The 23,090-nt window shown below is 69.7% G+C and carries 18 protein-coding genes; 13 read left to right on the top strand and 5 right to left on the bottom strand.

Annotated elements, in window-relative coordinates; all coding sequences use genetic code 11:
- Window positions 1-5 precede the first annotated feature (5 nt).
- From ABD882_RS13675 to ABD882_RS13660, 4 genes are all read right to left on the bottom strand, one after another.
- A complete protein-coding gene (locus tag ABD882_RS13675; RefSeq protein WP_345187833.1) occupies window positions 6-902 on the bottom strand; it encodes a carbohydrate ABC transporter permease in 897 nt (298 codons plus the stop codon).
- Window positions 899-1,852, bottom strand: a complete 954-nt coding sequence (locus ABD882_RS13670; RefSeq protein WP_345187831.1) for a carbohydrate ABC transporter permease — start codon at window positions 1,850-1,852, stop codon at window positions 899-901. Before ABD882_RS13670 ends, ABD882_RS13675 begins: the two co-directional genes overlap by 4 nt.
- On the bottom strand, window positions 1,849-3,186 hold the full coding sequence (locus tag ABD882_RS13665) for an extracellular solute-binding protein (protein ID WP_345187830.1): 1,338 nt from the start codon (window positions 3,184-3,186) through the stop codon (window positions 1,849-1,851). Before ABD882_RS13665 ends, ABD882_RS13670 begins: the two co-directional genes overlap by 4 nt.
- A gap of 108 nt (window positions 3,187-3,294) precedes the next feature.
- A complete protein-coding gene (locus ABD882_RS13660) occupies window positions 3,295-4,341 on the bottom strand; it encodes a LacI family DNA-binding transcriptional regulator (RefSeq protein ID WP_345187829.1) in 1,047 nt (348 codons plus the stop codon).
- A gap of 80 nt (window positions 4,342-4,421) precedes the next feature.
- Here ABD882_RS13660 and ABD882_RS13655 point away from each other — a divergent pair, with 80 nt between their 5' ends.
- Window positions 4,422-5,669 (top strand): FAD-binding protein, encoded by a 1,248-nt coding sequence (locus tag ABD882_RS13655; RefSeq protein ID WP_345187826.1) that lies wholly within the window; start codon window positions 4,422-4,424, stop codon window positions 5,667-5,669.
- 109 nt (window positions 5,670-5,778) lie between these two features.
- Here ABD882_RS13655 and ABD882_RS13650 read toward each other — a convergent pair whose 3' ends face one another.
- Window positions 5,779-7,242 carry a ricin-type beta-trefoil lectin domain protein gene (locus ABD882_RS13650; protein WP_345187824.1) on the bottom strand — a complete coding sequence of 488 codons (1,464 nt, stop codon included), beginning with the start codon at window positions 7,240-7,242 and terminating at the stop codon, window positions 5,779-5,781.
- Window positions 7,243-7,544: 302 nt separating this feature from the next.
- Between ABD882_RS13650 and ABD882_RS13645 the strand changes: the two genes are divergently transcribed.
- The 12 genes from ABD882_RS13645 to ABD882_RS13590 all read left to right on the top strand — a co-directional run bounded on the left by ABD882_RS13645 (window position 7,545) and on the right by ABD882_RS13590 (window position 23,085).
- The gene (locus tag ABD882_RS13645; protein WP_345187822.1) at window positions 7,545-8,486 is read left to right on the top strand and encodes an ABC transporter permease; all 942 of its coding nucleotides are present in this window, start codon (window positions 7,545-7,547) and stop codon (window positions 8,484-8,486) included.
- The gene (locus ABD882_RS13640; protein ID WP_345187820.1) at window positions 8,473-9,450 is read left to right on the top strand and encodes a carbohydrate ABC transporter permease; all 978 of its coding nucleotides are present in this window, start codon (window positions 8,473-8,475) and stop codon (window positions 9,448-9,450) included. Before ABD882_RS13645 ends, ABD882_RS13640 begins: the two co-directional genes overlap by 14 nt.
- Before the next feature lie 73 nt (window positions 9,451-9,523).
- Window positions 9,524-11,083, top strand: coding sequence for an ABC transporter substrate-binding protein (locus tag ABD882_RS13635; protein ID WP_345187818.1), 1,560 nt, complete (start codon window positions 9,524-9,526; stop codon window positions 11,081-11,083).
- A gap of 78 nt (window positions 11,084-11,161) precedes the next feature.
- A complete protein-coding gene (locus ABD882_RS13630; RefSeq protein ID WP_345187816.1) occupies window positions 11,162-11,860 on the top strand; it encodes a YesL family protein in 699 nt (232 codons plus the stop codon).
- Window positions 11,861-11,865: 5 nt separating this feature from the next.
- The gene (locus tag ABD882_RS13625) at window positions 11,866-14,313 is read left to right on the top strand and encodes a glycoside hydrolase family 2 TIM barrel-domain containing protein (RefSeq protein WP_345187814.1); all 2,448 of its coding nucleotides are present in this window, start codon (window positions 11,866-11,868) and stop codon (window positions 14,311-14,313) included.
- On the top strand, window positions 14,310-15,551 hold the full coding sequence (locus tag ABD882_RS13620) for an ROK family transcriptional regulator (protein WP_345187812.1): 1,242 nt from the start codon (window positions 14,310-14,312) through the stop codon (window positions 15,549-15,551). Before ABD882_RS13625 ends, ABD882_RS13620 begins: the two co-directional genes overlap by 4 nt.
- Window positions 15,552-15,674: 123 nt before the next feature.
- Window positions 15,675-17,120, top strand: coding sequence for an alpha-N-arabinofuranosidase (locus tag ABD882_RS13615; protein ID WP_345187809.1), 1,446 nt, complete (start codon window positions 15,675-15,677; stop codon window positions 17,118-17,120).
- 10 nt (window positions 17,121-17,130) lie between these two features.
- Entirely contained in the window at window positions 17,131-18,141 is a 1,011-nt protein-coding gene (locus tag ABD882_RS13610) for a LacI family DNA-binding transcriptional regulator (protein ID WP_345187807.1), read from the top strand.
- A 103-nt stretch (window positions 18,142-18,244) separates the two neighbouring features.
- Window positions 18,245-19,546, top strand: a complete 1,302-nt coding sequence (locus ABD882_RS13605) for a glycoside hydrolase family 27 protein (RefSeq protein WP_345188012.1) — start codon at window positions 18,245-18,247, stop codon at window positions 19,544-19,546.
- Between the two features lie 56 nt (window positions 19,547-19,602).
- Entirely contained in the window at window positions 19,603-20,637 is a 1,035-nt protein-coding gene (locus tag ABD882_RS13600) for a LacI family DNA-binding transcriptional regulator (RefSeq protein ID WP_345187805.1), read from the top strand.
- A gap of 145 nt (window positions 20,638-20,782) precedes the next feature.
- Complete coding sequence (locus ABD882_RS13595; protein WP_345187804.1) at window positions 20,783-21,490, top strand: L-ribulose-5-phosphate 4-epimerase; 708 nt, start codon at window positions 20,783-20,785, stop codon at window positions 21,488-21,490.
- Window positions 21,487-23,085: a xylulokinase gene (locus ABD882_RS13590; protein WP_345187801.1), complete on the top strand. Its 1,599-nt coding sequence runs from the start codon at window positions 21,487-21,489 to the stop codon at window positions 23,083-23,085. The genes ABD882_RS13595 and ABD882_RS13590 overlap by 4 nt, the downstream gene beginning before the upstream one ends.
- Window positions 23,086-23,090 lie beyond the last annotated feature (5 nt).

The raw sequence follows: 23,090 nt of genomic DNA, 5'->3' as shown, positions 1-23,090 counted from the left end.
TCGGGTCATTGGCCGCCGAAGCCGCTGGTCGCGACTCCCTTGACGATCTGCTTCTGGAAGATGAGGAACACGATGATGAGGGGCAGTGCGGCCAGCACCGCCTGGGCCATGACCTGCGCGTACTGCACGCCGTACGCGCTGATGACGGTCTGCAGCCCGACGGGCAGCGTCATCAGATCGGTGTCGTTGATCACGAGGAACGGCCACAGAAAGTTGTTCCAGGCGGCGATGAACACGAAGATCGCGACAGAGGCGAGGATCGGGCGGCTCAGCGGCAGCACGATCGACCAGAACACCCGGAACCGGCTCGCGCCGTCGACTCTGGCGGCGTCTTCGAGCTCGATCGGGATCGCGTCGAAGAACCGCTTCAGGATGAACACCATCGCCGGGGCGACGACCTGCGGCAGGATCAGTCCCCACGGCGTATCGATCATGTGGAACGCGAGCATCTCGTAGAACAGCGGGATGATCAGCACCTGTGGGGGTACCACGATCGCGGAGACGATGACGACGAACAGCCACCTGCGCCCCCGGAAGTCGAGCCGCGAGAACGCGTAGGCGGCGAGTGCCGAGATCACGAGCGTGATCACGGTGACGGCGGTCGCCGTCCACAGGCTGTTCCACGCCCACAGATACACGTTGCCCTGCGACAGGATCGCGGTGAAGGCCTGCACGGTCGGCCCTGTGGTGCCGATCCAGCCCGGATCGCCCGAGGCTGCGTCGGTCTCGGTCTTGAACGCCGTCGCGATCGCCCAGAGGAACGGCAGAAGCCAGCCGATCGCGAGGATCAGCAGCACCGCGAAGGCGAGCACGGCGGTGACGGTGACCTTCCGGCCGACAGGACGGCGGACGCGGACACGGGTGGCGCCGGGGGCGATGAGGGTGCGGGTCGCGGTGGTCATCGGACGTCCTTCCGTCGACGGGTGATCAGCGCCTGCACGACGCCGAGGATGATGATGATCGCGAAGAACACGTACGAGATCGCGGCGGAGTATCCGAAGCGGTAGCCGACGAAGCCGGTCTCGTAGATGTACTGCACGATCGAGCGGGTGGTGTCGCTGGAGAGGCCGCCGAGCATCTGGTACGCCTGGTCGAACAGCTTCAGCGAGGCGAGGATCTGCAGCAGCCCGATGAGGGTCGTCGCCGGGCCCAGCTGCGGGAGCGTGATCGACCACAGCTGCCGCCAGCCGCCGGCGCCGTCCAGGGCCGCCGCCTCGTACTGCTGCTGGGGGATGTTCTGCAGCGCCGCGAGGTACAGCAGGAAGTTGAACCCGACGGTCCACCACACGGTCGCGATCACGATCGCGAGCATGTTGACCTTCGGATCCTGCAGCCACGCGATGGGCTCCAGCCCGAGGGCCTTCAGCACGTTGTTGGCCGCGCCGATCTGCGGATTGAAGATCCAGATCCAGATCTGTGAGATCACGGTCGACGCCAGCAGGTACGGCATGAAGAACGACAGCCGCCACAGCCATTGGCCGGGCAGCCCCCGGTCGACGAGCACGGCCATGATGAGGGCGATGATCACGAGCGGGATCGTCGAGAGCACGGTGAACCACACCGTGTTGCCGAACGAGCCCCACATCACCGGGTCCGTCAGCGCCTCGACGTAGTTGGCGACGCCGACGAACCCGCCGCCGGATCCTGTGAGGGACTGGTCGGTGAAGCTCAGGTACAGGCCGTGCAGGATCGGCCAGGCGAGGAACAGGGCGAAGGCGACCAGGAACGGCGCGAGGAATACCCAGCCGATGAGCTGTTCGCTGCGGTGGGATGCGCCGGCGTGCCGTCGGGCACCGCGCGTGGCGGCACGACCGGTGACGATGGTCGTGGTGGTGGGAGCCGTCGCGGTCATCTCCGTGCTCCTTCCGGATCGGCGGGGTTGGGTTGGGCGAGGAACCGCTTCACGGCGGCCTCGAAGCGGTCGATGGCGTCGGATGGGCTGCCGCCGCCGAGCAGGGCGGGCTGGGCGGCGGCGCCGAACTGGCCCTGGAAGTTGGATCCCGATCCGGTGAACCAGGCGGGCGGGTCGTAACGCACGTACTTCGCGGCATCGGCGTAGTGCGCCTGGGGCAGCAGCTTCGCGTACTTCGCGGATTCGGTGACGGGCAGATAGGCGGGGATGTGCCCCGCTTCGGCCCATCCGTACGAGCCCTTCAGCATGTCCGCCACGAAGCGGTACACGAGGTCGCGCTGGGCGGCGTCCGGCCGGGACTGATGCGGCAGTACGAAGGAGTGCGAGTCGGCGTAGGCGGTCTGCGTGCCGAACATCGGCGGGATCATCGCGACGTCGAACGGGATCTTCGCGGCCTGCATGGTGCGCAGCTCCCACACGCCGCTGAGGAACATGCCGCTCTTTCCGGTCGCGAATTCCGCGACCGCCGTGCCGTAGTCGGCCTGCTTCGCGGCGCGGGTGCCGTCCAGCAGCTTCTGCATGAATTCCAGCGAGGCGACCGCCGCATCCTTGTCGATGACGGCCGGTCCGCCCTGGGGCATCTCCATCTCGATGCCGTGCTGGGTGTACAGCGTGTAGAACAGCCGCCACATCTGAGAGCCGTCGCCGAGGTAGCCGTAGGAGAGGCCGTGTCCGCCCGTGACCTTCGCGATGGCGTCGACCATCGCGAGGAACTCGTCCGGCGTCTTCGCCTCGTTCAGGCGACCGTCGTTGTCGAGCACTCCGGCCTTCTCGCAGATGTCGGTGTTGTACATCAGCACGAACGGGTGCGCGTCGAGGGCGACGCTGAGGCGCTTCCCGTCGACCTCGCCCTTCTTCCAGATCGGATCCGGGAAGGTCGACGCATCCACGCCGAGATCGGCGAGCCGGGCGGTGTCCCAGGCGTCGAGCAGCCCGCCGGGCGCCCAGCCCAGCACCCGGGTCGCGTGCATGATCGCGACGTCGGGGGCGCGGCCGCCGGCCGCCGCCATGGCGAGCTTCGTGTAGTACGGGGTGCCCCAGGCGAGCACGGTGGGCCGGATCCGGTAGGCGGACTGCTTCTTGTTCACGGCGTCGAGCAGGCCCGACATCGTGACGCCGTCCCCTCCGGACAGGAGATGCCAGAACTGCAGCGTGCGAGGTCCGCCGGCGGCGGCCGCGGCGCTGGGTGCGCATCCGGTGAGCAGAGCCGCGCCGGCCGCCAGGCCCGCAGCGCCGAGCAGCTGTCGCCGGTTCAGATCAAGTGGTGGTGTCATCGTCACTCCTTCGTGCGCGAATCAGGGATCGTCACATCATTACATCGATGTAATGGGAGGCGCAAGAGGTTCTTGAGACCGGTCGCGGGGCAGTCCCGGAGATCCGGGTCAGGATCCCGGGATCCAGCCCCCCGGTGTCGCGCGGGTGCTGTCCCGCACGACGAGCCGATGCGGCACCGTGATCGAGCGAGGGGTTCCAGAGGGGTCCGCGATCCGCTCCGCGAGCAGGTCGACCGCGGCCCCGGCGAACGCCGCCCGATCGATCTGCACGGTGGACAGCGCCGGTTCCGTGAACCGGGAGAGCTCGACGTCGTCGAAGCCGGTGACCAGCACGTCCTCCGGCACGCGGATGCCGCGGCCGTGCAGCGCGTGCAGGGCGCCGGTCGCGAGCGAATCGGTGAAGCCGAGGACGGCGTCGAACGCCACCCCGCGCGAGAGCAGCTCGATCATCGCCTCCGCGCCGCCGGCGATGGTCCAGTCGGCGTGGTTCGCGGTGAGGCGGGGGTCGGCGGGCAGGCCCGCCTCGGCCAGCGCCTGACGCACGCCCTGCAGCCGGAGCCGGCTCGTGGCGGTGGCGATCCCGTGCTGCTCATCGCCGCCGAGGACCGCGATCCGACGGGCTCCGCGCTCGATGACGTGCCGTGTCATCTCCGCGGCTCCCGCGACGCTGTCGATGCCCACATGGTCGGCGACCTGCTGTTCGACCTCGCCGATCAGCACCACAGGCAGCTGCCGGTCGGCGTCCGTGAGGGCGCTGTCCTCGAGACGGATCGGATTCAGGATCAGGCCGTCGATGAGGTGCGCGCGGGCGCGGGAGAGCAGCTCCCTCTCGCGGCGGGGTTCGGACCCTGTCTGCTCGATCTGCACGGCGAAGCCCTTGAGCCGCGCGGCCTGCACGATGTGGTCGAGCAGCTCGGCGGAGAACGACGTGGCCAGGTAGGGGAGGGCCACGGCGATCACGCCGGAGCGTCCGTTGCGGAGGCTCCGGGCGCTGAGATTGGGGACGAAGTCGAGCTTGCGCATCGCCTGTTCGACCCGTGCGCGCGTGTCGGCGTTGACGGGGACGGTGCCCGTCACGACGTTCGACACGGTCTTCGTGGACACTCCGGCCAATGCCGCGACATCGCGCATCGTCGCGCGCGTGCTGCCTGCCATTCGCCCAGCCTATGCCCACGCGCCGCGGCTCCGGGGCGCCGTGGTTCTATCGATGAAATCGGCACCCGTAGGATATGGCGATGAGCATCGGGACGAACTGGGCCGGCAACCTGCGCTACTCGGCCGCCGCGATGGCGCGGCCGCGCAGTCGCGCCGAGCTGCGTGCGGCCCTGGGGGCATCCGGGCCGCTGCGCGCCCTCGGGTCCCGGCACAGCTTCAACGCCATCGCCGATACCACCGGGACCCTCGTCGATCTGTCCGCGATGCCGGCGGTGATCGAGCAGACCGCTTCCGACGCGGTGCGCGTCTCCGCAGGCATCCGGTACGGCGAGCTCGGCGCCGAGCTGCACCGGCGCGGTCTGGCGCTGTCGAACCTCGCGTCGCTGCCGCACATCTCGGTCGCCGGCGCGGTCTCCACCGGCACGCACGGATCCGGCGACCGGATCGGATCCCTCGCGACGGCCGTGCGCGCCCTCACGCTCGCCGGTCCGGACGGGGAGCGGACCCTGCGCCGCGGCGACGCGGACTTCGCCGGCGCCGTGGTGTCGCTGGGCGCGCTCGGCGTGATGGTCGAGCTCGAACTCGACGTCGAGCCGACCTACGACGTCGCGCAGACCGTGCATGAGGGGCCGGCCTGGGACGCGATCCTCGCGGAGTTCGACGGGGTGACGGGCCTCGGCACGAGCGTCAGCCTGTTCAGCCGGTGGACGGATCGCGACAGCGCCGACCAGCTCTGGGTGAAGAACCGGCTCGGCGGCGTCGCGCTCGATGAAGACCTGCTCGCCCGCCTCGGCACGCGCCCTGCCACCGTGCAGCGGCATCCGATCCTGGGCTCCGCCGCCGAGGCGTGCACTCCGCAGCTCGGCGAGGCGGGCCCGTGGCACAAGCGTCTGCCGCACTTCCGCCTGGAGTTCACGCCCTCGGCGGGGGAGGAGCTGCAGAGCGAGTACCTCGTGCCCCGACGCGACGCGGTGCGCGCGCTCGAAGCAGTGCGGGCTCTCGCCGGTCGGATCGCTCCGCTGCTGCTCGTGAACGAGATCCGCACGGTCGCCGCCGACGACCTCTGGCTGAGTCCCTCCGGCGGCGAGGGGGCGGTCGCGATCCACTTCACGTGGCGCCGGGATCAGCCCGCGGTCGAGGCGCTGCTGCCGGTCATCGAGGATGCGCTGCCGGAGACGGCCCGCCCGCACTGGGGCAAGCTGTCCACGCTCGACGCGGCCGAGATCCGCCGCCGTACCCCGCGCTGGGACGACTTCGCGGCCCTCGTGGCGCGGACGGATCCCGCCGGTCGCTTCCGCAACGCGCACCTCGAACGCCTCGGGCTCTGAGGGCTGCGCCGCACGGCGGCGGGCCCGGCCTCCGTCCTGCGGATGACCGGACCCGCCGTGGCTCGGGGGCATCCGGGTGTTCGGACGCCCGACCGGCGGAGCGCGAGTCCTATTTCCGGATCCACACCTGGTTCGGCTGCCCGTTGCAGTGCCAGAGGTCGATCGCCGTGCCGTTGCCGGTGCCGGCGCCTGCGGCATCGAGGCACAGATCCGGCGCGGCGACCGGGGTGATCGTGCCGTCCGCGTTCGTGTTCCAGCGCTGCACGTCCGTGCCTGCGCACGCGGCGATGGTCGCCGGCGCTCCCGCGGACACGGTGCTCCCATCGGTGCCGGCCTGCAGGCACAGGTCGCCGTACACCGTGAGCTGACCCTCGGCGGTCGCGTTCCAGGACTGGTTGCCGCCCCCGTTGCAGTCCCAGAGGTCGAGCGTCGTCCCCGGCGACGTGCTGAAGCCGGGCACGTCGACGCAGCGCCCGGACGCCTGGCCGACGAGCGCCTGGCCCGGAGGCGAGGCCGGAAGGTCGTTCACCGGCTCCTGGTCCCCGTAGCCATAGCCCCACTTCAGCTGCGCGACACCGGATGCGCTGTTGTCGCGCAGGGTGCCGTCGGGCTGGAGCGACTCGATCGAATACGAGTCGCCGGCGCGCAGGCCGGGCCAGTAGACGATCCCCATGCGATGCGCGCGCGCGAAGTCCGTCACGGCGGCGAGGTACGAGGTGTACACGTTGCCGTCGTGGGCTCCGTAGTTCAGCCCGATGGTCATGGGGGATCCGGCCTCGTCGATGATCGTGCGGCCGGAGTATGCGCCGATCCGGGCGCTGAGGTCGGCCGTCCAGTCGGCCTCGGTGGTGTGCGACGCCCAGAATCCGTAGAAGTGGAGCGACAGGAGGGTCCCCTTCAGCTGCGGTGCGTCGCCGACCCCGACGACGTCGTCGTTGTAGCCGGATCCGCTGATGACGACGCGGTTGCGCGGCACCTGCGGATGGTCCGCCAGCCATCCGGAGGCCACGCCCACCCACTGGTCGAGGGAGTATCCGTGAGGCTCGTTCATCGGCTCGAAGTAGACGTTCGAGGTGTGCTGGAACTCGTCGACGACGGTGTCCCACATCCGCTTCCAGGACGCGACGTCGTCGACGAGGCCGTCCTTGCTGTCCGCGGCCTCCCAGTAGCTGAGGATGACCTTGTCGCCGCGTGCGGCTGCGGCGTCGATGGTGGCCCGGTACGAGCTCCACCAGCTCGTTCCCACGCTGGCGGGGTTGATCGGGAGGCGGACCGTGTTCGCGCCGAGATTCCGGGCGAAGCCGCTCAGGATCCGCTGCGACACGGCGAGCACCCGTGCGTAGTCGTCGGTGGCGCTCAGGCCGGTGGGCACGACGGCGTCGCTCGCGTAGTTGTCTCTCGGGTCCGCCCAGTTCACGCCCTTGAACTCGGACGTTCCGGGGCCGTGGGAGGGGTTGGGCTGGTCGGCCTGCGCCGGTGCGGCTCCGCCGAGACCGGCGAGCAGGAGGGCGCCGGCGAGCGCGACCGTGATCAGGCTCCTCCGTCCGCCTCTCCGTGGTGTTGACGTCAACATATGGTGTCGCATGGGATCCTCGTCGATCTTCGTGGTGGGAATCTTTCCGGGTGCGGTCTCGCCGCACCCGGTGGGCACCGATCGTGCCATCGGCGAAGCGGATCCGTCAAGGGACCGGTCACAGTTCGTGGCAGGCCGAACGGATCGGACGCCACCTCGAGTACGACGCAAGGTTCGACGAGGCTCTTGTATCGCTACAGATCCTCCTGCTAGTGTCTCGCCCAGAGTTATATCGAGGGTTAGTTTTATCCCTGATGTTCCTCGGCGTCGCGGACGCCACGACCCACGCAGAGAGGCGGAGGATGTCGCTGAACAAGGTGCCAGTCCGGCGGAAGCCGTTGTGGCGGCAGGTCAAGACCAGCAGGGTGCTGTTGCTGATGTGCCTGCCGGCGGTCGCATTCTTCCTCGTCTTCAACTACGCGCCGCTGCCGGGGATCTGGATCGCGTTCACCGACTTCAACTATCGCGACGGCATCTTCGGCAGCCCGTTCGTGGGCTTGCGGAACTTCGAGTTCCTGTTCAAGTCCGGCCAGCTCTGGACCCTCACGCGCAACACGATCCTGTACAACGTCGCGTTCATCGTGCTGGGCAACGCGCTGCAGATCGCGATCGCGATCATGTTCAACGAGATCCGCCTGAAGTACTTCAAGAAGATCACGCAGGGGATCATGTTCCTGCCGTACTTCATCTCCGTCGTGCTGATCGGCGTCATCGCCTTCAACATCCTGAACTACGACAACGGCGCGCTGAACTCCCTCATCACCCAGGCCGGCGGCGACCCCGTCAAGATCTACAGCATGGCCGGGCTCTGGCCGTTCATCATCATCGTGGTGCAGCTCTGGCAGAGCACGGGCTACGGCTCGATCGTCTACTTCGCGGCGATCATGGGCATCGACAAGGGGCTGTTCGAGGCCGCGGAGATCGACGGCGCCTCGGCCTGGCAGCGGATCCGGTACGTGATCCTGCCAAGCCTCAAGCCCACGTTCGTGATCCTGCTGCTGTTCTCGCTGGGCGGGATCATGCACGGCAACTTCGGCCTGTTCTGGAACCTGGTCGGCAACAACGCCCAGCTCTTCCAGACCACCGACGTCATCGAGACCTCGGTCTACCGGATGGTGATGTCGCAGAACAACTTCACCACCTCCACCGCGGTGGGCCTCTACCAGTCGCTGTTCGGGTTCGCGATCGTGATGACCGCGAACTGGATCGTTCGAAGGATGAACAAGGACTATGCACTCTTCTGACACGGCCACCGGAGCGACCAGAGCGATCGTCCTGCCGCATCGCCGGCGCACGCTGTTCGAGCGCACCTCCCGCCGCCCGATCCGCCTCGACGCGAGCGACCGCTGGGTGCGCGGCATCTCGTACACGACCATCACGCTGTTCACGCTGTTCTGCCTGCTCCCCTTCGTGCTCATCCTGTCGGCGTCGCTGTCCAGCGAGTCGGCAATCCGCAAGGACGGGTTCGGCCTGCTGCCGAAGGGCTTCACGCTCACGGCGTACGAGTACATCTTCCAGTCGCCGAAGCAGATCCTCGGGGCGTACGTGGTGACGGTCCTGATGACGACGTTCGGCACGGCGATCGGGCTGTTCATCATCTCGATGACCGGATACGCGCTGTTCCGGCAGGACTTCCCGTTCCGCAACGCGATCTCGTTCTTCATCTACTTCACGACGCTGTTCTCCGCGGGCCTCGCCCCCACCTTCCTCTGGGTGGGCAAGACGCTCGGGCTGCGCGGGAGCTACGCGGCGGTGTTCCTGCAGCTGCTGATCACGCCGTGGCTGATCATCCTGATGAAGAACTTCATGCGCACCGTGCCGTTCGAGATCGTCGAGTCGGGCAAGATCGACGGCGCCGGGGACTTCCGGATCTTCGTGCAGCTCACCCTGCCGATGATGAAGCCCGCGCTCGCGACGGTCGGCCTGTTCCTGGCGCTCGCGTACTGGAACGAGTGGTACCTCTCCTCGCTGTATCTGGGCAGCACGGTGGAGTTCAAGCCGTTGCAGTACTACCTCTACAACGTGATCAACACGGCGAACGCCCTGCAGAACTCCGTCGCCGGCGCCAACGTGAGCATCGCGGATCTGCCCAGCAACACCCTGAAGATGGCGAGCGCGGTCGTGGCCACCGGGCCCATCCTCCTGCTCTATCCGTTCATCCAGAAGTACTTCGTCAGCGGCATCACCGTCGGCGCGGTCAAGGGCTGATCCCGCCCTCCTCCTGAGCACCACCACCCTCCTGCATCACCCCTCACCGAGAGACGAGTCGAAGGAGACTCCTATGAAGAGAAAGATCATCAAGATCGCCGCCGCGGCGGTCACGCTCGGCCTCGCAGCCGGTGCGCTCGCCGGCTGCACGGCCGGCGGGGCCGGCGACAGCGGCGCGCCCACGAAGATCACCATGCTGGTCCTGGGCGACAAGCCCACGAACGGGCACCTCGAAGCCATGCTCAAGAAGCTCAACGAACGGCTGAGGAAGCAGGCCAACGCCACCCTCGACCTGTTCTACGTCGAGTGGGCCGACTGGCAGACGCAGTACAACGTGCAGCTGCTGAGCGGCGACAGCAGGGTCGACCTGATCACGACGGCCACCGACTGGCTGTTCGGCTGGGAGAACGCGCAGAAGGGCGCCTTCCTGCCGCTCACCGAGGACATGCTCAAGCAGAACGCGCCGAAGACGTGGGAACAGGTGAACAAGGACAAGCACTGGGATCTCACCAAGCTCGACGGCAAGATCCAGTTCATCCCGGAGGACAACTACACGCAGTACACCAACCACGGTCTGTTCTACCGCGGCGACTGGGCGAAGGAGGCCGGCTTCGCGAACGGCGAGATCACGAAGTACGAGGACTTCACCAAGTACTTCCAGTGGATCAAGCAGAACAAGCCTGGCGTGGTGCCGTGGGACGTCGCGGGGGCCAGCAACGGCGAGGCCGCGCTGACCGGCTACCTGCAGTCGCACACCGACGCGCTTCCGCTGCAGGGCGTCAGCGCGGGGAACTACGCGCCGTTCGAGACCTCGGAGTCGAACCCGGCCAAGCTCACCTCCTGGTACATGGAGAGCGATCAGCTGGTCAAGGCCGCGCAGCTCGCGAAGCAGTGGAACGACATCGGCGTCTGGCGTCAGGACGCGGTCAACTACACCGGCACGACGCGCGACGAGTTCTACGCGGGGCAGTCGGGTACGGACCAGCACCACACGCAGACCTTCATCGGGCAGATCTACAACAACATGACGACCAAGCAGCCCGGCTCCGATCCGAAGATGTACTACTTCGGGCAGGAGAACAAGAACCTCTACAAGGACATCCTCACGCACGGGGCCATGGCGGTCAGCGCGAACTCGAAGAATCCGGAGAAGGCGCTGCAGGTCTACGACCTCATCCGCAACGACAAGCAGGACTACGACCTGCTGAACTTCGGCATCGAGGGCACGGACTACGTGATGAAGGACGGCAAGCTCGGCTATCCCGCCGGCTACGACGCCACCAAGGACGCCCTCGGATCGAACTTCTGGGCCGGCCGGATGGACCAGTACGAGCCGGCGAAGGTCACCGACGACCCGAAGGCGAAGGAGATCTACTCCGGTCTGGACAAGGTCGCCCGCGACTACCCGTACTCGACCCTGATCGTGGACAAGAGCGCGATCGATCCCGAGCTCGCCGCCATGGGCAGCGTGCTGTCCGAGTACATCCCGCAGCTCGAGTACGGCAAGTTCGCCGACCCGGCCGCGGCCATCAAGGAGATGCGGCAGAAGCTGAAGGACGCCGGCTACGACGACGTCAAGGCCTCGATCCAGAAGGACCTGGACAGCTGGGCGAAGACGCACAAGCTGAAGTGACCCGCTGACCCGTCCATCCGGGATCCGGTCGGGTGCCGTCGCGCCCGGCTGGATCCCCCTGCTCACTGAGGAGGAGCCATGGCGAGCATCCTCGCCGCGGATTCCGCGCTGATGCGCGTGCTCACGCGCATCGCGGACCTGATGATCCTGAACCTTCTGTTCCTGGCGACCTCGATCCCGCTGGTGACGCTGGGCGCGTCCCTGACCGCGCTCCACTTCACCGCGCTGCGGATCGGGTTGGGCGAGTGCACCTCGGTCTCCGGGGACTACTTCCGCTCGTTCCGCAGCGATTTCCGCCAGGCGACCGGGATCCTCGGGATCTTCGCGGCGCTCGCAGTGGTGTTCGCCGCCTGGTACCTGGTCGTCACACAGCTCGTGCCCGGCGCGCTCCTGCAACTCCTGCTGCTGGCGGTCTGGTACCTGCTCGTCGCCGTCGCCGCCCTCACGGCGCTGTACGCCTTCCCCTATCTGGCCGCGTTCGAGGGCCGCACCCGCGAGGTGCTGCGCAACGCACGGCTGCTGTCGTGGCGGCATCCGCTCGCGTCGATCCTCGCGGTCGCGGTGATCGGGCTCGCGGCGGTCGTCACGATCTTCTCGCCGCAGGCGACCGGCTACGGGCTGGCCTGGTTCCTGATCGGCTTCGCCGGGATCGCGGTCGTGAACGGCGTGCTGTTCCGGCGCGTGTTCGACCGGTACATCCCGGCGGTCGCACCGGCGCCCGTCGTCCCGTCTGCCTGGGAGCCGACCGAAGCCGCGCGACGCGCGGAGGAGGAGTGAGCGCGATGTCCTCGATCCCGATCGAGCGGTGGGCGTTCCTGCTCGCCGACGAGCCCGACGCCTGGACGAAGGGATTCGATGACTCCGCCTGGCGGCCGGTGCGGGTGCCGCACGACTGGAGCGTGGAGCTCGACTTCTCCCCGGAGGGCGCGAGCGGAACGGGCTATCTGCCGGGCGGCATCGGCTGGTATCGCGCGCACGTGCCGCTCGCCCTCCTGCAGCCGGCCGCGGATCGCGGTGCGGAGGATGCGGCGTGGTCGGCCGGCGGCCCGCACGTGCGGCTGGTCTTCGACGGCGTGTACAAGAACGCCGAGGTGTGGGTGAACGGCTATCACCTGGGCGGGCGGCCCTCGGGGCATGCGGGGTTCTCCTTCGACGTGAGCGAGATCCTCTCCTACGCGCCCGACGGCGACGTCGTCGTGAGCGTGCGGGTGGACCGCACCGAGATCGCTGACGCGCGCTGGTACAACGGCTCCGGCATCACCCGGGGCGTGCGCCTCGAGGCGCACGACGCCGTGCGCGTGGACGAGCACGGCACGGCGTTCGCGACGCTCGCGGTCGACGAGGGTGCCGCGACGATCCGGATCGACCAGGTCGTCGTCAGCGACCTCGCCGCGCCCGTCGCCGTGCACGCGCGGCACGAGCTCCGGTCGCTGAGCTCGGATCGCGTGCACGTCTTCGAGACGGACCTCGTGGTGCCGGCCGGTGACCGCGCCGGATCCGTCCTGGTCGCGACCGTTCCGGACGCCGAGCTGTGGTCGGACGACGTGCCCGATCTGCACCGGCTGACGTCGGTGCTGACCTGGACGGCCGACGACGGCCCGCACCGGGCCGAGCAGGCGGAGATCGTCGGAATTCGTACGATCGCGTTCGACGCGGACCGCGGCTTCTTCGTGAACGGGCAGCCGCGGGTGCTCAAGGGCGTGTGCCTGCATGAGGACGCCGGCCCCTTCGGCACCGCCGTGCCGGCCGAGGTGTGGCTGCGCCGGCTGCTGACGCTGCAGGACGCCGGGTGCAACGCGATCCGGATGGCGCACAACCCGCACGCCCCGGAGCTGTATGCGCTGTGCGACGCGCTCGGCCTGTTCGTGATCGACGAGGCCTTCGACGAGTGGGAGAGCCCGAAGAACAAGTGGTGGCGGGGGCACAACGTGTATCCGCCCGCGCACGAGGGCTCCGCGGCGCATTTCCCGGACTGGCACGAGCGGGACCTGCGCGCGATGGTCGAGCCGAACCGCAACCGCCCCTCGATCATCGCGTGGAGCATCGGCAACGAGGTCGACTACCCGAACGATCCGTATGCGAGCCCGCTGTTCGCCGAGATGACCGGCAACAACGACGCGGACAAGCCGGCCGAGGAGCGCCGGTACGATCCGCACCGGCCGGACATCCGTCGTCTCACGACGATCGCCCGCCGACTCGCCGCGATCGTGCGGGCGGTGGATCCCACCCGTCCCGTCACTCTCGCCGCCGCGTTCCCGGAGCTCTCCAGCCGTACCGGGCTGCTCGACGACCTCGACCTGATCGGCTACAACTACAAGGAGCAGCTGTACGCCGACGACCACCGCAGGTTCCCGCGCACGCCGATCCTGGGCAGCGAGAACGGCCACGGCTACGCGCAGTGGCGGGCGGTGACGGACAACGACTTCGTCGCGGGACAGTTCCTGTGGACCGGGATCGACTACCTCGGCGAGGCTCGCGGCTGGCCCGTGCACGGATCGGGGGCGGGGCTGCTGACGCTCGCCGGCTTCGCCAAGCCGGGCTGGCACCTGCGCCGGAGCTGGTGGTCCGCGGACCCGACCGCTCACCTGGTGGCGAGACCGCACGCCGGGGCCGGCGTCGCGACGAACCTGTGGAGTCATCCGGTGGCCCGGGACCTGCCGGAGGCGGGGGCCGTCGAGGTGCTCGCGTTCGCCGGGGGAGGCACGCCGCGGTTGACGGCGGGCGGTGTCGAGCTGCCGCTCGCGTTCGACGAGACGGGCGGATACTGGACGACCGTGCGCGACGTGTCGGCGGGACCCTCCGCACCCGCGGATCCGCTCGTGCTCGAGGTGCTGTCGGCGGACGGCGAGGCCGTGGCGCGCGACGAGCTGCGTGCGGCCGGCGCGCCTATGCTGCTGGAGGCGTCCGTGTGGACCGCGCCGGCGCACGCGGCCGAGCGCTGCCGGGCGGCCGGCATCGACGTCGGCGGGGACTCCGACGTGCGCCAGGTGGAATGCGTGCTGCGGGATGCGCACGGGGCTCTCGCCCGCGGCGAGGCCGAGATCTCGGCCGAGATCTACGGCGGTGAGCTGCTCGGGCTGGAGAACGGCGACCTGGGCGACGTGACGCCCTACCGGAGCACCTCGCGGCGCACCTCCGGCGGGCGGCTGATCGTGTTCGCACGGGTCGGCGGGGACGGTGCGATCCGCGTCGCCGCGGGATCCCTCCCGGCTGTTACGGTTCGTGCATGAGCAAGATCCCGCAGCGGCGCACGTCGCGCGACATCCGCAGCGACTCGCGGCTCGAGGTCCTGCACGCGGTGCTGTCGGCCCGGGAGACCACGCGCAGCGCGATCGCCCAGGCGACCGGACTCAGCGCCGCCACGGTGGTCACGATCGTCGGCGAGCTGATCGATGAGGGCATCATCGCCGAGACCAAGGTGACGATCGGCCGGGTCGGCCGCCCCACGGCGACCGTCGGCATGAACTCCGACCGCGGCCGCGTCGTCGGGATCGACGTCGCGGAGACCTACGTGCGGGCGGTGATGTTCGACACCGCGCTGAACCGGATCGGATACGTCGAGGGCGCGCGCGACGAGCACGTGCTGGATCCCGATTCGATCGTCGACGGCATCGGGGCCGTGCTGGACCGGCTGCTCGCGCAGGAGGACGGCGCGCGCGAGCGCGTGCTCGGCGTCGGCCTGTCGCTGCCCGGGCTCGTGCAGGGGCCCAGGGGCGTCGCGGCGGTCGTGGTGCCGAACTGGGAGTGGCGCAGCGTCGAGCTCGACCACCTGCGCGAGAGGGTGGGGCTGCCTCTCGTGATCGACAATCCGCTCAAGGCCATGGTCGCCGCCGAGCTGTGGCTGGGCCGGGGACGCAGCGCCTCGAGCATGGTCACGGTGAACCTCGGCACCGGCGTCGGCGCGGGGATCGTGCTCGAGGGCACCGTGCTGCGCGGTGCGACGAACTCCGCGGGCGAGTGGGGGCATTCGCTGCTGATGCTGGACGGGCGGCTGTGCCGATGCGGCCGCCGGGGCTGCGTGGAGGCGTACGTCGGCGTGCCGGGGATCCACCAGACGCTGCGAGAGCTCGCCCCTCGCCATCCGCTCGCCGAGGTCGAGCTCCAGGCCGACTTCATCACCTCGCTCGCGAAGGCCGCGGCGGGTCCGGATCCGGACCCCGCCGCCCGCGACACCGTGGCGCGCACCGCCTACTATCTGGGATCGGCCCTCGCCGACCTCGTCGCCGTCGTGAACCCCGAGGTCGTCACCCTGACGGGGTGGACGACCTGGGCGCTCGGCGACCAGCTCGTGCCGGAGGCGCTCGAGCGCCTCCGCACGGAGTCCCCGGCGGGAGCGGGCGGATCCGTGCAGCTCGAGGTGTCGACCGTGGGGGGCAACTCCGTCGCCACAGGAATGGCGATCACGGCCCTCGAGCGCTTCCTCGTCGACGCGGGTCTTCTCACCACCCGGATCCCCGTGGCTCTCTGACGCGGTCCGGCGCCCGCCGTGCGAGCCGGATCAGGCTCAGCGGAGCAGCCGGACGTAGGGTTGTATCGCTACACAGAACATGCTTGTATCGCTACAAAGAATCGTCGTCGTGAAGGAACCCGCATGATCCGCATCGCCCGCGTCTCCGGCGCGCCCGTCATCGACCGCCGCATCTACGGCCAGTTCGCCGAACACCTCGGCCGCTGCGTCTATGAAGGGCTGTGGGTCGGGGAAGGGTCCGCGATCCCGCACCGCAACGGCCTGCGCACCGACGTCATCCAGGCGCTGCGGCACATCAAGGTGCCCCTGGTGCGCTGGCCCGGCGGCTGCTTCGCCGACGAGTACCACTGGCTGAAGGGTGTCGGTTCCGAGCGGCAGCCGATGGTGAACACGCACTGGGGCGGGGTCGTCGAATCGAACGAGTTCGGCACGCACGAGTACTTCGAGCTGCTGCACCAGCTCGATGCGGAGGCTTACATCAACGGAAACGTCGGCAGCGGCACGGTCGCCGAGATGCACGACTGGATCGAGTACATGACGCTCGACGCCACGGCCCCCATGGCCGAGCTGCGCAGGCGGCACGGACGCGAGCAGCCGTGGCGGGTCGAGTTCTTCGGCGTCGGCAACGAGAGCTGGGGCTGCGGCGGCAACATGCTGCCGCTCCACTACGCGAACCAGTACCGGCAGTTCCAGACCTACGTGCGCCAGTACGGCGAGCACCCGATCTCGAAGATCGCGTGCGGCGCGAACTCCGACGACTACGAGTGGACCGAGGTGCTCATGGCGCGCGCCGCCGGGCACATGGACGGGCTGAGCCTGCACTACTACACGCTGCCCACGGGGGAGTGGGACGTGAAGGGATCCGCCCTCGACTTCACCCCGCACGAGTGGCACGAGACCCTGCGCCAGGCGCGCCGCATGGATGAGCTCATCACCCGGCACGGCGGCATCATGGACCGGCACGACCCGGCGAAGCGGGTCGGCCTGATCGTGGACGAGTGGGGCACCTGGTACGACGTGGAGAAGGGCACGAACCCCGGCTTCCTGTACCAGCAGAGCACCCTGCGCGACGCGGCTGTGGCGGCGATCACGCTGAACATCTTCCACCGGCACGCCGACCGGGTGCGCATGGCGAACATCGCGCAGATGGTGAACGTGCTGCAGGCGATGATCCTCACCGACGGATCCCGCATGCTCACCACGCCGACCTATCACGTGTTCGACCTCTACACCGATCACCAGGACGCGGAGTACGTCGACATGCCGGCCGGGTCCTTCGGGGCGGAGATCGACGCGACCGCATCCTTCAAGGACGGCGCCTATGCCGTCAGCCTCACCAACACAGCCCTGGACCGCGAGGTCGCCGTCGAGTTCGAGCTGCCGGGCCGGATCGAGGAGGTGCTGCGCGCGCAGGTGCTCGGGGCCGCGTCCGCGACCGCGCACAATACGTTCGACGACCCGGAGGCGGTCGCCCTCGCCGACCTCCCTGTCACGGTGGACGGTGCGCGGGCGCGCCTCGTGCTGCCGCCGCACGCCGTCGCGACCGTGCGTCTGAGCGTCGCGGAGTAGGATCCTCGCGATGACGACGATGCAGGACGTGGCCAGGCACGCGGGTGTCTCGGCGATGACCGTGTCGAACGTGATCAACGACCACCCGCACGTCCGGGAGGCGACGCGGCAGAGGGTCCTCGCCGCGATCGCCGAGCTCGGGTATCACGTCAACACCGCCGCCCGGACCCTGCGTCAGGGGCGCACGGGTGTCATCTGCCTGGCGGTGCCGGAGATCGACCGACCCTACTTCGGTCACCTCGCGAGCCTGCTCATCGACCGCGCCGCCGACCGCGGCTTCGAGCTCGTCGTGGAGCAGACCGCCGCGCGCCGGGACCGCGAGCTCGATGCGATCTCGCGTTCGCGGCTGCGCAACTACGACGGGCTGATCCTCAGCGCCGTGCAGCTGCACGACGACGACGCGATGCTGCTGCGCGGCGACTTCCCCACGGTGCTGCTCGGGGAGCGCGGGTTCACCGGCCCCCTGGACCGTGTCGTGATGGCGAACGAGGTCGGCGCCGCGCTCGCCGCGGGGCATCTGCTCGATCGCGGCTGCCGCCGGGTCGCGATGCTCGGCGGCTATCACAGCGCAATCGACGCGATCGACGTCTCGACGCTGCGCACCCGCGGCTTCGAGGACGCGCTGCGCGTCCGGGGGGCGCTGCAGGACGCGGCCTCGGTGCGCTCGAGCGACTTCTCGTTCGAGGGCGGCCACCGCGCCATGACCGAGCTGCTGCGCGATGCGCCCGACGTCGACGGCGTGTTCTGCTCGACCGATGTCGTGGCGATCGGCGCGATCAGAGCCCTCGCGGACGCGGGCCGCCGGGTGCCTCACGACGTCGCGGTCGTCGGGTTCGACGACGTGCCGCTCGCCGCCTTCACCACGCCCTCGCTCACCACGATCTCTCCCGATCACGCGGCCATGGCCGACGCGGCGATCGGCATGATCGTCGATCGGATCGAGGGCGCCCGCGGTGCGGAGGACTTCCGCACCGTCGTGGGCGAGGTCGTCCTCGTCCCGCGCGAGTCCTCCGCGCGCTGATCGCCGCTCCGGCGTGCGAACAGCGAGAGTGCTCCCCCTGATTGACCGGCGCGACTTCCGACGAAAGGCTCCTGTGCGCACACCGATCTCGACCAGGCCCCCGATGGGGTGGAACAGCTGGGACTGCTATGGCACGACGGTGACAGAGCAGGAGGTGCTCGCGAACGCCCGATTCATGGCCGAGCACCTGCTCGAGCACGGCTGGGACACGATCGTCGTCGACATCGACTGGTCGGATCCCACGGCGCGCAGCCCTGGCTACAACGACGGCGCGCCGTTGTGCACGGACGACCACGGGCGGCTGGTGCCGGATCCGCAGCGGTTCCCGTCCTCTGCGGGTGGGTACGGGTTCGCGCCGCTCGCCGACCGGATCCATGCGCTCGGCCTGCGGTTCGGGATCCACACGATGCGGGGGATCCCGCGTCGTGCGCTCGCCGCGGACGCCCCCGTGCTCGGCTCCGACGCGAGGGCGGGCGACATCGCCGATCCGTCGAACGCCTGCGAGTGGAATCCGGACATGGTCGGGCTCGATCACTCGCACCCCGGTGCGCAGGCCTACTACGACAGCACGCTCGCGCTCTACGCGCAATGGGGCGTCGATTTCATCAAGGCCGACGACATGCTGTGGCCGTACCAGACGGCCGACATCGAGGCGTACGCCCGCGCGATCGAGCGCTGCGGGCGACCGATCGAGCTGAGCCTCTCCCCGGGTCGCGACCTGTCGCTCGCGCACCTCGACCACCTGCGCGCTCACGCCACGATGTGGCGCATCTGCGACGATCTCTGGGACCGGTGGGAGGACGTCGAAGCGAACTTCGCCCGGTTCGCCCGCTGGGCGCCGGAGGCGTCCGCATACGGCTGGCCGGATGGCGACATGCTGCCGCTGGGGCGGATCGGGATCCGCGCCGAGCGGGGCGAGCCGCGGCAGGATCGGCTGACGCGGGCGGAGCGGGTGTCGCTGCTGACGCTCTGGTGCATCGCCCGCTCTCCGCTCATGATCGGCGGCGACCTGCCGACGAGCGATCCGGACACGATCGCCCTGCTGAGCAATGCCGGGGTGCTCGCCGTGCACCGTGCCTCGACCGGAAACCGCGAGCTGTTCCGCGAGGGCGACACCGTGATCTGGGGCGCCGAGGGGCCCGGCGGCGACCGCTACTCGGCGGTGTTCAACCTCGCAGGGCACCCACGGGAGCTCCTCCTGGACGCGGGGTCGCTCGGATTCGCACGACGCGGCGCGGACAGCGCCGAGCTCGTCGAGCTGTGGACCGGAACCCCGATCCCGATCGAGACCGTGGCGGTGCAGTCCGACGCCGCGCGCGGTGTGGCGCCGGGCAGCCATGCCGTGCGATTGAATCTGGAGGCGCACGGCGCCGCGTTGATCCGGGGCGGAGCGGAGACGTCGTGAAGCGGCTCGGGCTCGACGCCGACGATTCCGGCCTCGCGGCCCGTACACTCGCAGGCGTGAGTGAGTCCAAGCCGCAGCGCGCCGTCGGCGTGCGGGACGTCGCCGCGCTCGCGGGCGTTTCGAGACAGACCGTATCGCGCGTGCTCAACGACCATCCGGACGTCGCACCCGAGACGCACGCCCGCGTGGTCGCGGCGATGGAGGAACTCGGCTACCGGATGAACAACGCGGCCAGGGCGCTCGGCACGCACCGCACGCGCACGATCGGCGTACTCGCCTCCGATGCGCTGCAGTACGGTCCTTCACGCAGCATGGCCGCGGTCGAAGCCGCGGCGCGGGCCGCCGGATACTGGCTCACAGCGGCGTTCGCCGACTCCGGCGATGCGGTCTCGGTGACGTCGGCGATCGAGCACCTGCGGGCCCAGGCGGTGGACGGCCTGGTCGTCTTCGCGCCGCACGCCCGCACACTCGCCGTGCTCGACGAGCTGCGGATCGGGATCCCCACGGTGATCCTGCACGCGGCCGAGCGGTCCGCGTTCTCCCTGGATCAGCGCGCCGGCGCGCGGATGGCCGTCGCCGCACTGGTCGATGCCGGTCACACGAGCATCGCGCACCTCGCGGGACCCGTGGACTGGCTCGAGGCCGAGGCGCGCGCCGCCGGCTTTGCGGAGGAGCTCGCGGCCAGGGGCCTGCCGGAGGGCACGGTCTTCGCGGGTGATTGGAGTCCCCGCTCCGGACACGAGGCGGCCGCAGCCCTGATCGCGTCGGGCGTGACGGCCGTCTTCGCCGCGAACGACCAGATGGCGCTCGGGTTGATCGGCGGCCTGCGCGCCGCCGGTGTGTCGGTGCCGGAGCGGATCAGCGTCGTCGGCTTCGACGACGTCCCGGAGGCGGCCTATGCGTGGCCGCCGCTGACGACGGTGCGGCAGGACTTCGAAGAGCTCGCCCGCCGCGCGGTCGCGCAGGTGATCGCGGAGAGCGGATCCGGATCCGGATCGTCGGGCGCGCTCATGGAGGCCGCGATGGCGTCGGATCCGATCGCTCCGGTGCTCATCGTCCGCGACTCCGTGATCCCGCCCACGGGGCGATAGCGGAGGCACCCGCCCGTTCGGAGCGCAGCCCGTCGCCCGATGCTCGCGCTTGACGGGCACAGGAGTCGGTGACACAATAACCGTGACCGGTCACAGTCACCCGCCCGCCCAACGTACCTCGCGGGCGGAACCCGAGAGGATCCGAATGACCACCTTCGCCCCCGACGTCGAGCAGACGATCGTCGCGGTCCGCGCCGACGTCGCGCGACTGCACGGCGAGCTCGTCCGCTACGGCCTCGTCGTCTGGACCGGCGGCAACGTGTCCGGACGCGTTCCCGGCGCCGACCTCTTCGTGATCAAGCCGAGCGGGGTGAGCTACGACGACCTCGCGCCGGAGAACATGATCCTGTGCGATCTCGACGGCGTCGTGGTCCCTGGCACTCCCGGCAGCGACCGCAGCCCGTCCAGCGACACCGCCGCGCACGCGTACGTCTACCGCCACATGCCCGAGGTCGGCGGGGTCGTGCACACGCACTCGACGTACGCGGTCGCCTGGGCCGCGCGCGGCGAGGAGATCCCCTGCGTGATCACCGCGATGGCGGACGAATTCGGCGGTCCGATCCCGGTCGGTCCGTTTGCGATCATCGGCGACGACTCGATCGGTCGCGGGATCGTACAGACCCTGCATGGGCACCGCAGTCGTGCGGTGCTCATGCAGAACCACGGGCCGTTCACGATCGGGACGGACGCGAAGGATGCGGTCAAGGCCGCGGTCATGGTCGAGGACGTCGCGCGCACCGTGCACCACGCGCGCGAGGCGGGCCCGCTCGTCCCGATCCCGCAGGAAGCCATCGACAGCCTCTTCCACCGGTATCAGAACGTGTACGGCCAGAGCGCGGACACCCGCCGATGACCGCCCGCGACGACATCCTCGCCGGCCGCACCAGCCTCGGGATCGAGTTCGGATCGACGCGGATCAAGGCGTGCCTGATCGGATCCGATGCCTCCGAGGTGCTGGCGACCGGATCCTTCGCCTGGGAGAACCGTCTCGAGGACGGGCTCTGGACCTACGACCTGGACGAGGTGTGGCGCGGGCTGCAGGAGGCGTACGCCGCGCTCGCCGCCGACGCGCACGACCGTCACGGCGCGCGCCCCGCACGGTTCACCGCGATCGGCATCTCCGCGATGATGCACGGCTATCTCGCCTTCGACGCCGCGGGCGACCTGCTCGTGCCGTTCCGCACCTGGCGCAACACGAACACGTCGGTCGCGGCCGCCGAGCTCACCGCGCTGCTCGGCGTGAACATCCCGCTGCGCTGGTCGATCGCGCATCTGCACCAGGCCGTGATCGACGCCGAGCCGCACGTGCCGCGGATCGCGAGCGTCACGACACTCGCCGGCTACGTGCACGAGCGCCTCACCGGCCGTCGCGTGCTGGGCGTCGGCGACGCGTCGGGGATGTTCCCGATCGACTCGGCGACCGGGGGGTACGACGCCGGCATGGTCGCGGCCTATGACGCGCTCGCCGCGGGCCGGCTGCCGGCGCCGCTCACCGCGCTGCTGCCGGATCCGCTGCCCGCGGGTGCCGAGGCCGGCGCGCTGACCGCGGAGGGTGCGCTGCTGCTGGATCCCTCCGGATCCCTCGCCGCAGCACTCTCGGAGGCCGCGATCCCGCTGTGCCCGCCCGAGGGCGACGCCGGCACCGGCATGGTCGCGACGAACGCCGTCGCCCCGCGCACCGGCAACGTGAGCGCGGGCACCAGCATCTTCGCGATGGTCGTGCTCGAGCGTCCGCTCACCGGCACGCACCACGAACTCGACCTCGTCACCACCCCGGCCGGCGACGCCGTCGCGATGGTGCACTGCAACAACGGCGCGAGCGAGCTCGCCGCGTGGGCGGGACTATTCACCCGCTTCGCCGCGGTGGCCGGCCGGCCGATCTCCGACGACGTCGCGTTCGAGGCCCTCTTCCACGAGGCGCTCTCGGGCGAGGCGGATGCGGGCGGTCTGCTCGCCTACAACCATCTCGCGGGGGAGCCGATCGCGGGGCTCACCGAGGGACGGCCGCTGTTCGTGCGCACCCCCGACAGCGCCTTCACCCTTGCGAACTTCATGCGCGCCCAGCTCTACGGCGTGTTCGGCACGCTCGCCCTCGGCATGCAGGTGCTCGCCGCGGAAGGCGTGCAGCTGGACCGGATGTTCGCGCACGGCGGCATGTTCCGCACCGCGGGTGTGGCGCAGCGGTTCCTCGCCGCCGCGCTCGACGCTCCCGTCGCCGTCGGCGATGCCGCCTCCGAAGGCGGGGCGTGGGGGATCGCGGTGCTCGCGTCGTACCTGTCCCGCGCTGAGAAGCTCGCCCTCGGCGACTACCTCGCTCAGCAGGTCTTCGCCTCCGTGCCGCTCGCCGTCACCGATCCTGATCCCGCCGACGTCGCGGGATTCTCCACATACCTCGACCGCTACCGGGCGGGGCTGGCCATCGAGGCCGCCGCCGTCTCCGCTCTTTAAGGACC

This window comes from Microbacterium panaciterrae (assembly GCF_039541635.1).
In the GTDB taxonomy this organism is placed as follows: domain Bacteria; phylum Actinomycetota; class Actinomycetes; order Actinomycetales; family Microbacteriaceae; genus Microbacterium; species Microbacterium panaciterrae.
Note: the sequence above shows the minus strand (reverse complement) of the source record. Positions and strands in the feature narration are given on the sequence as shown.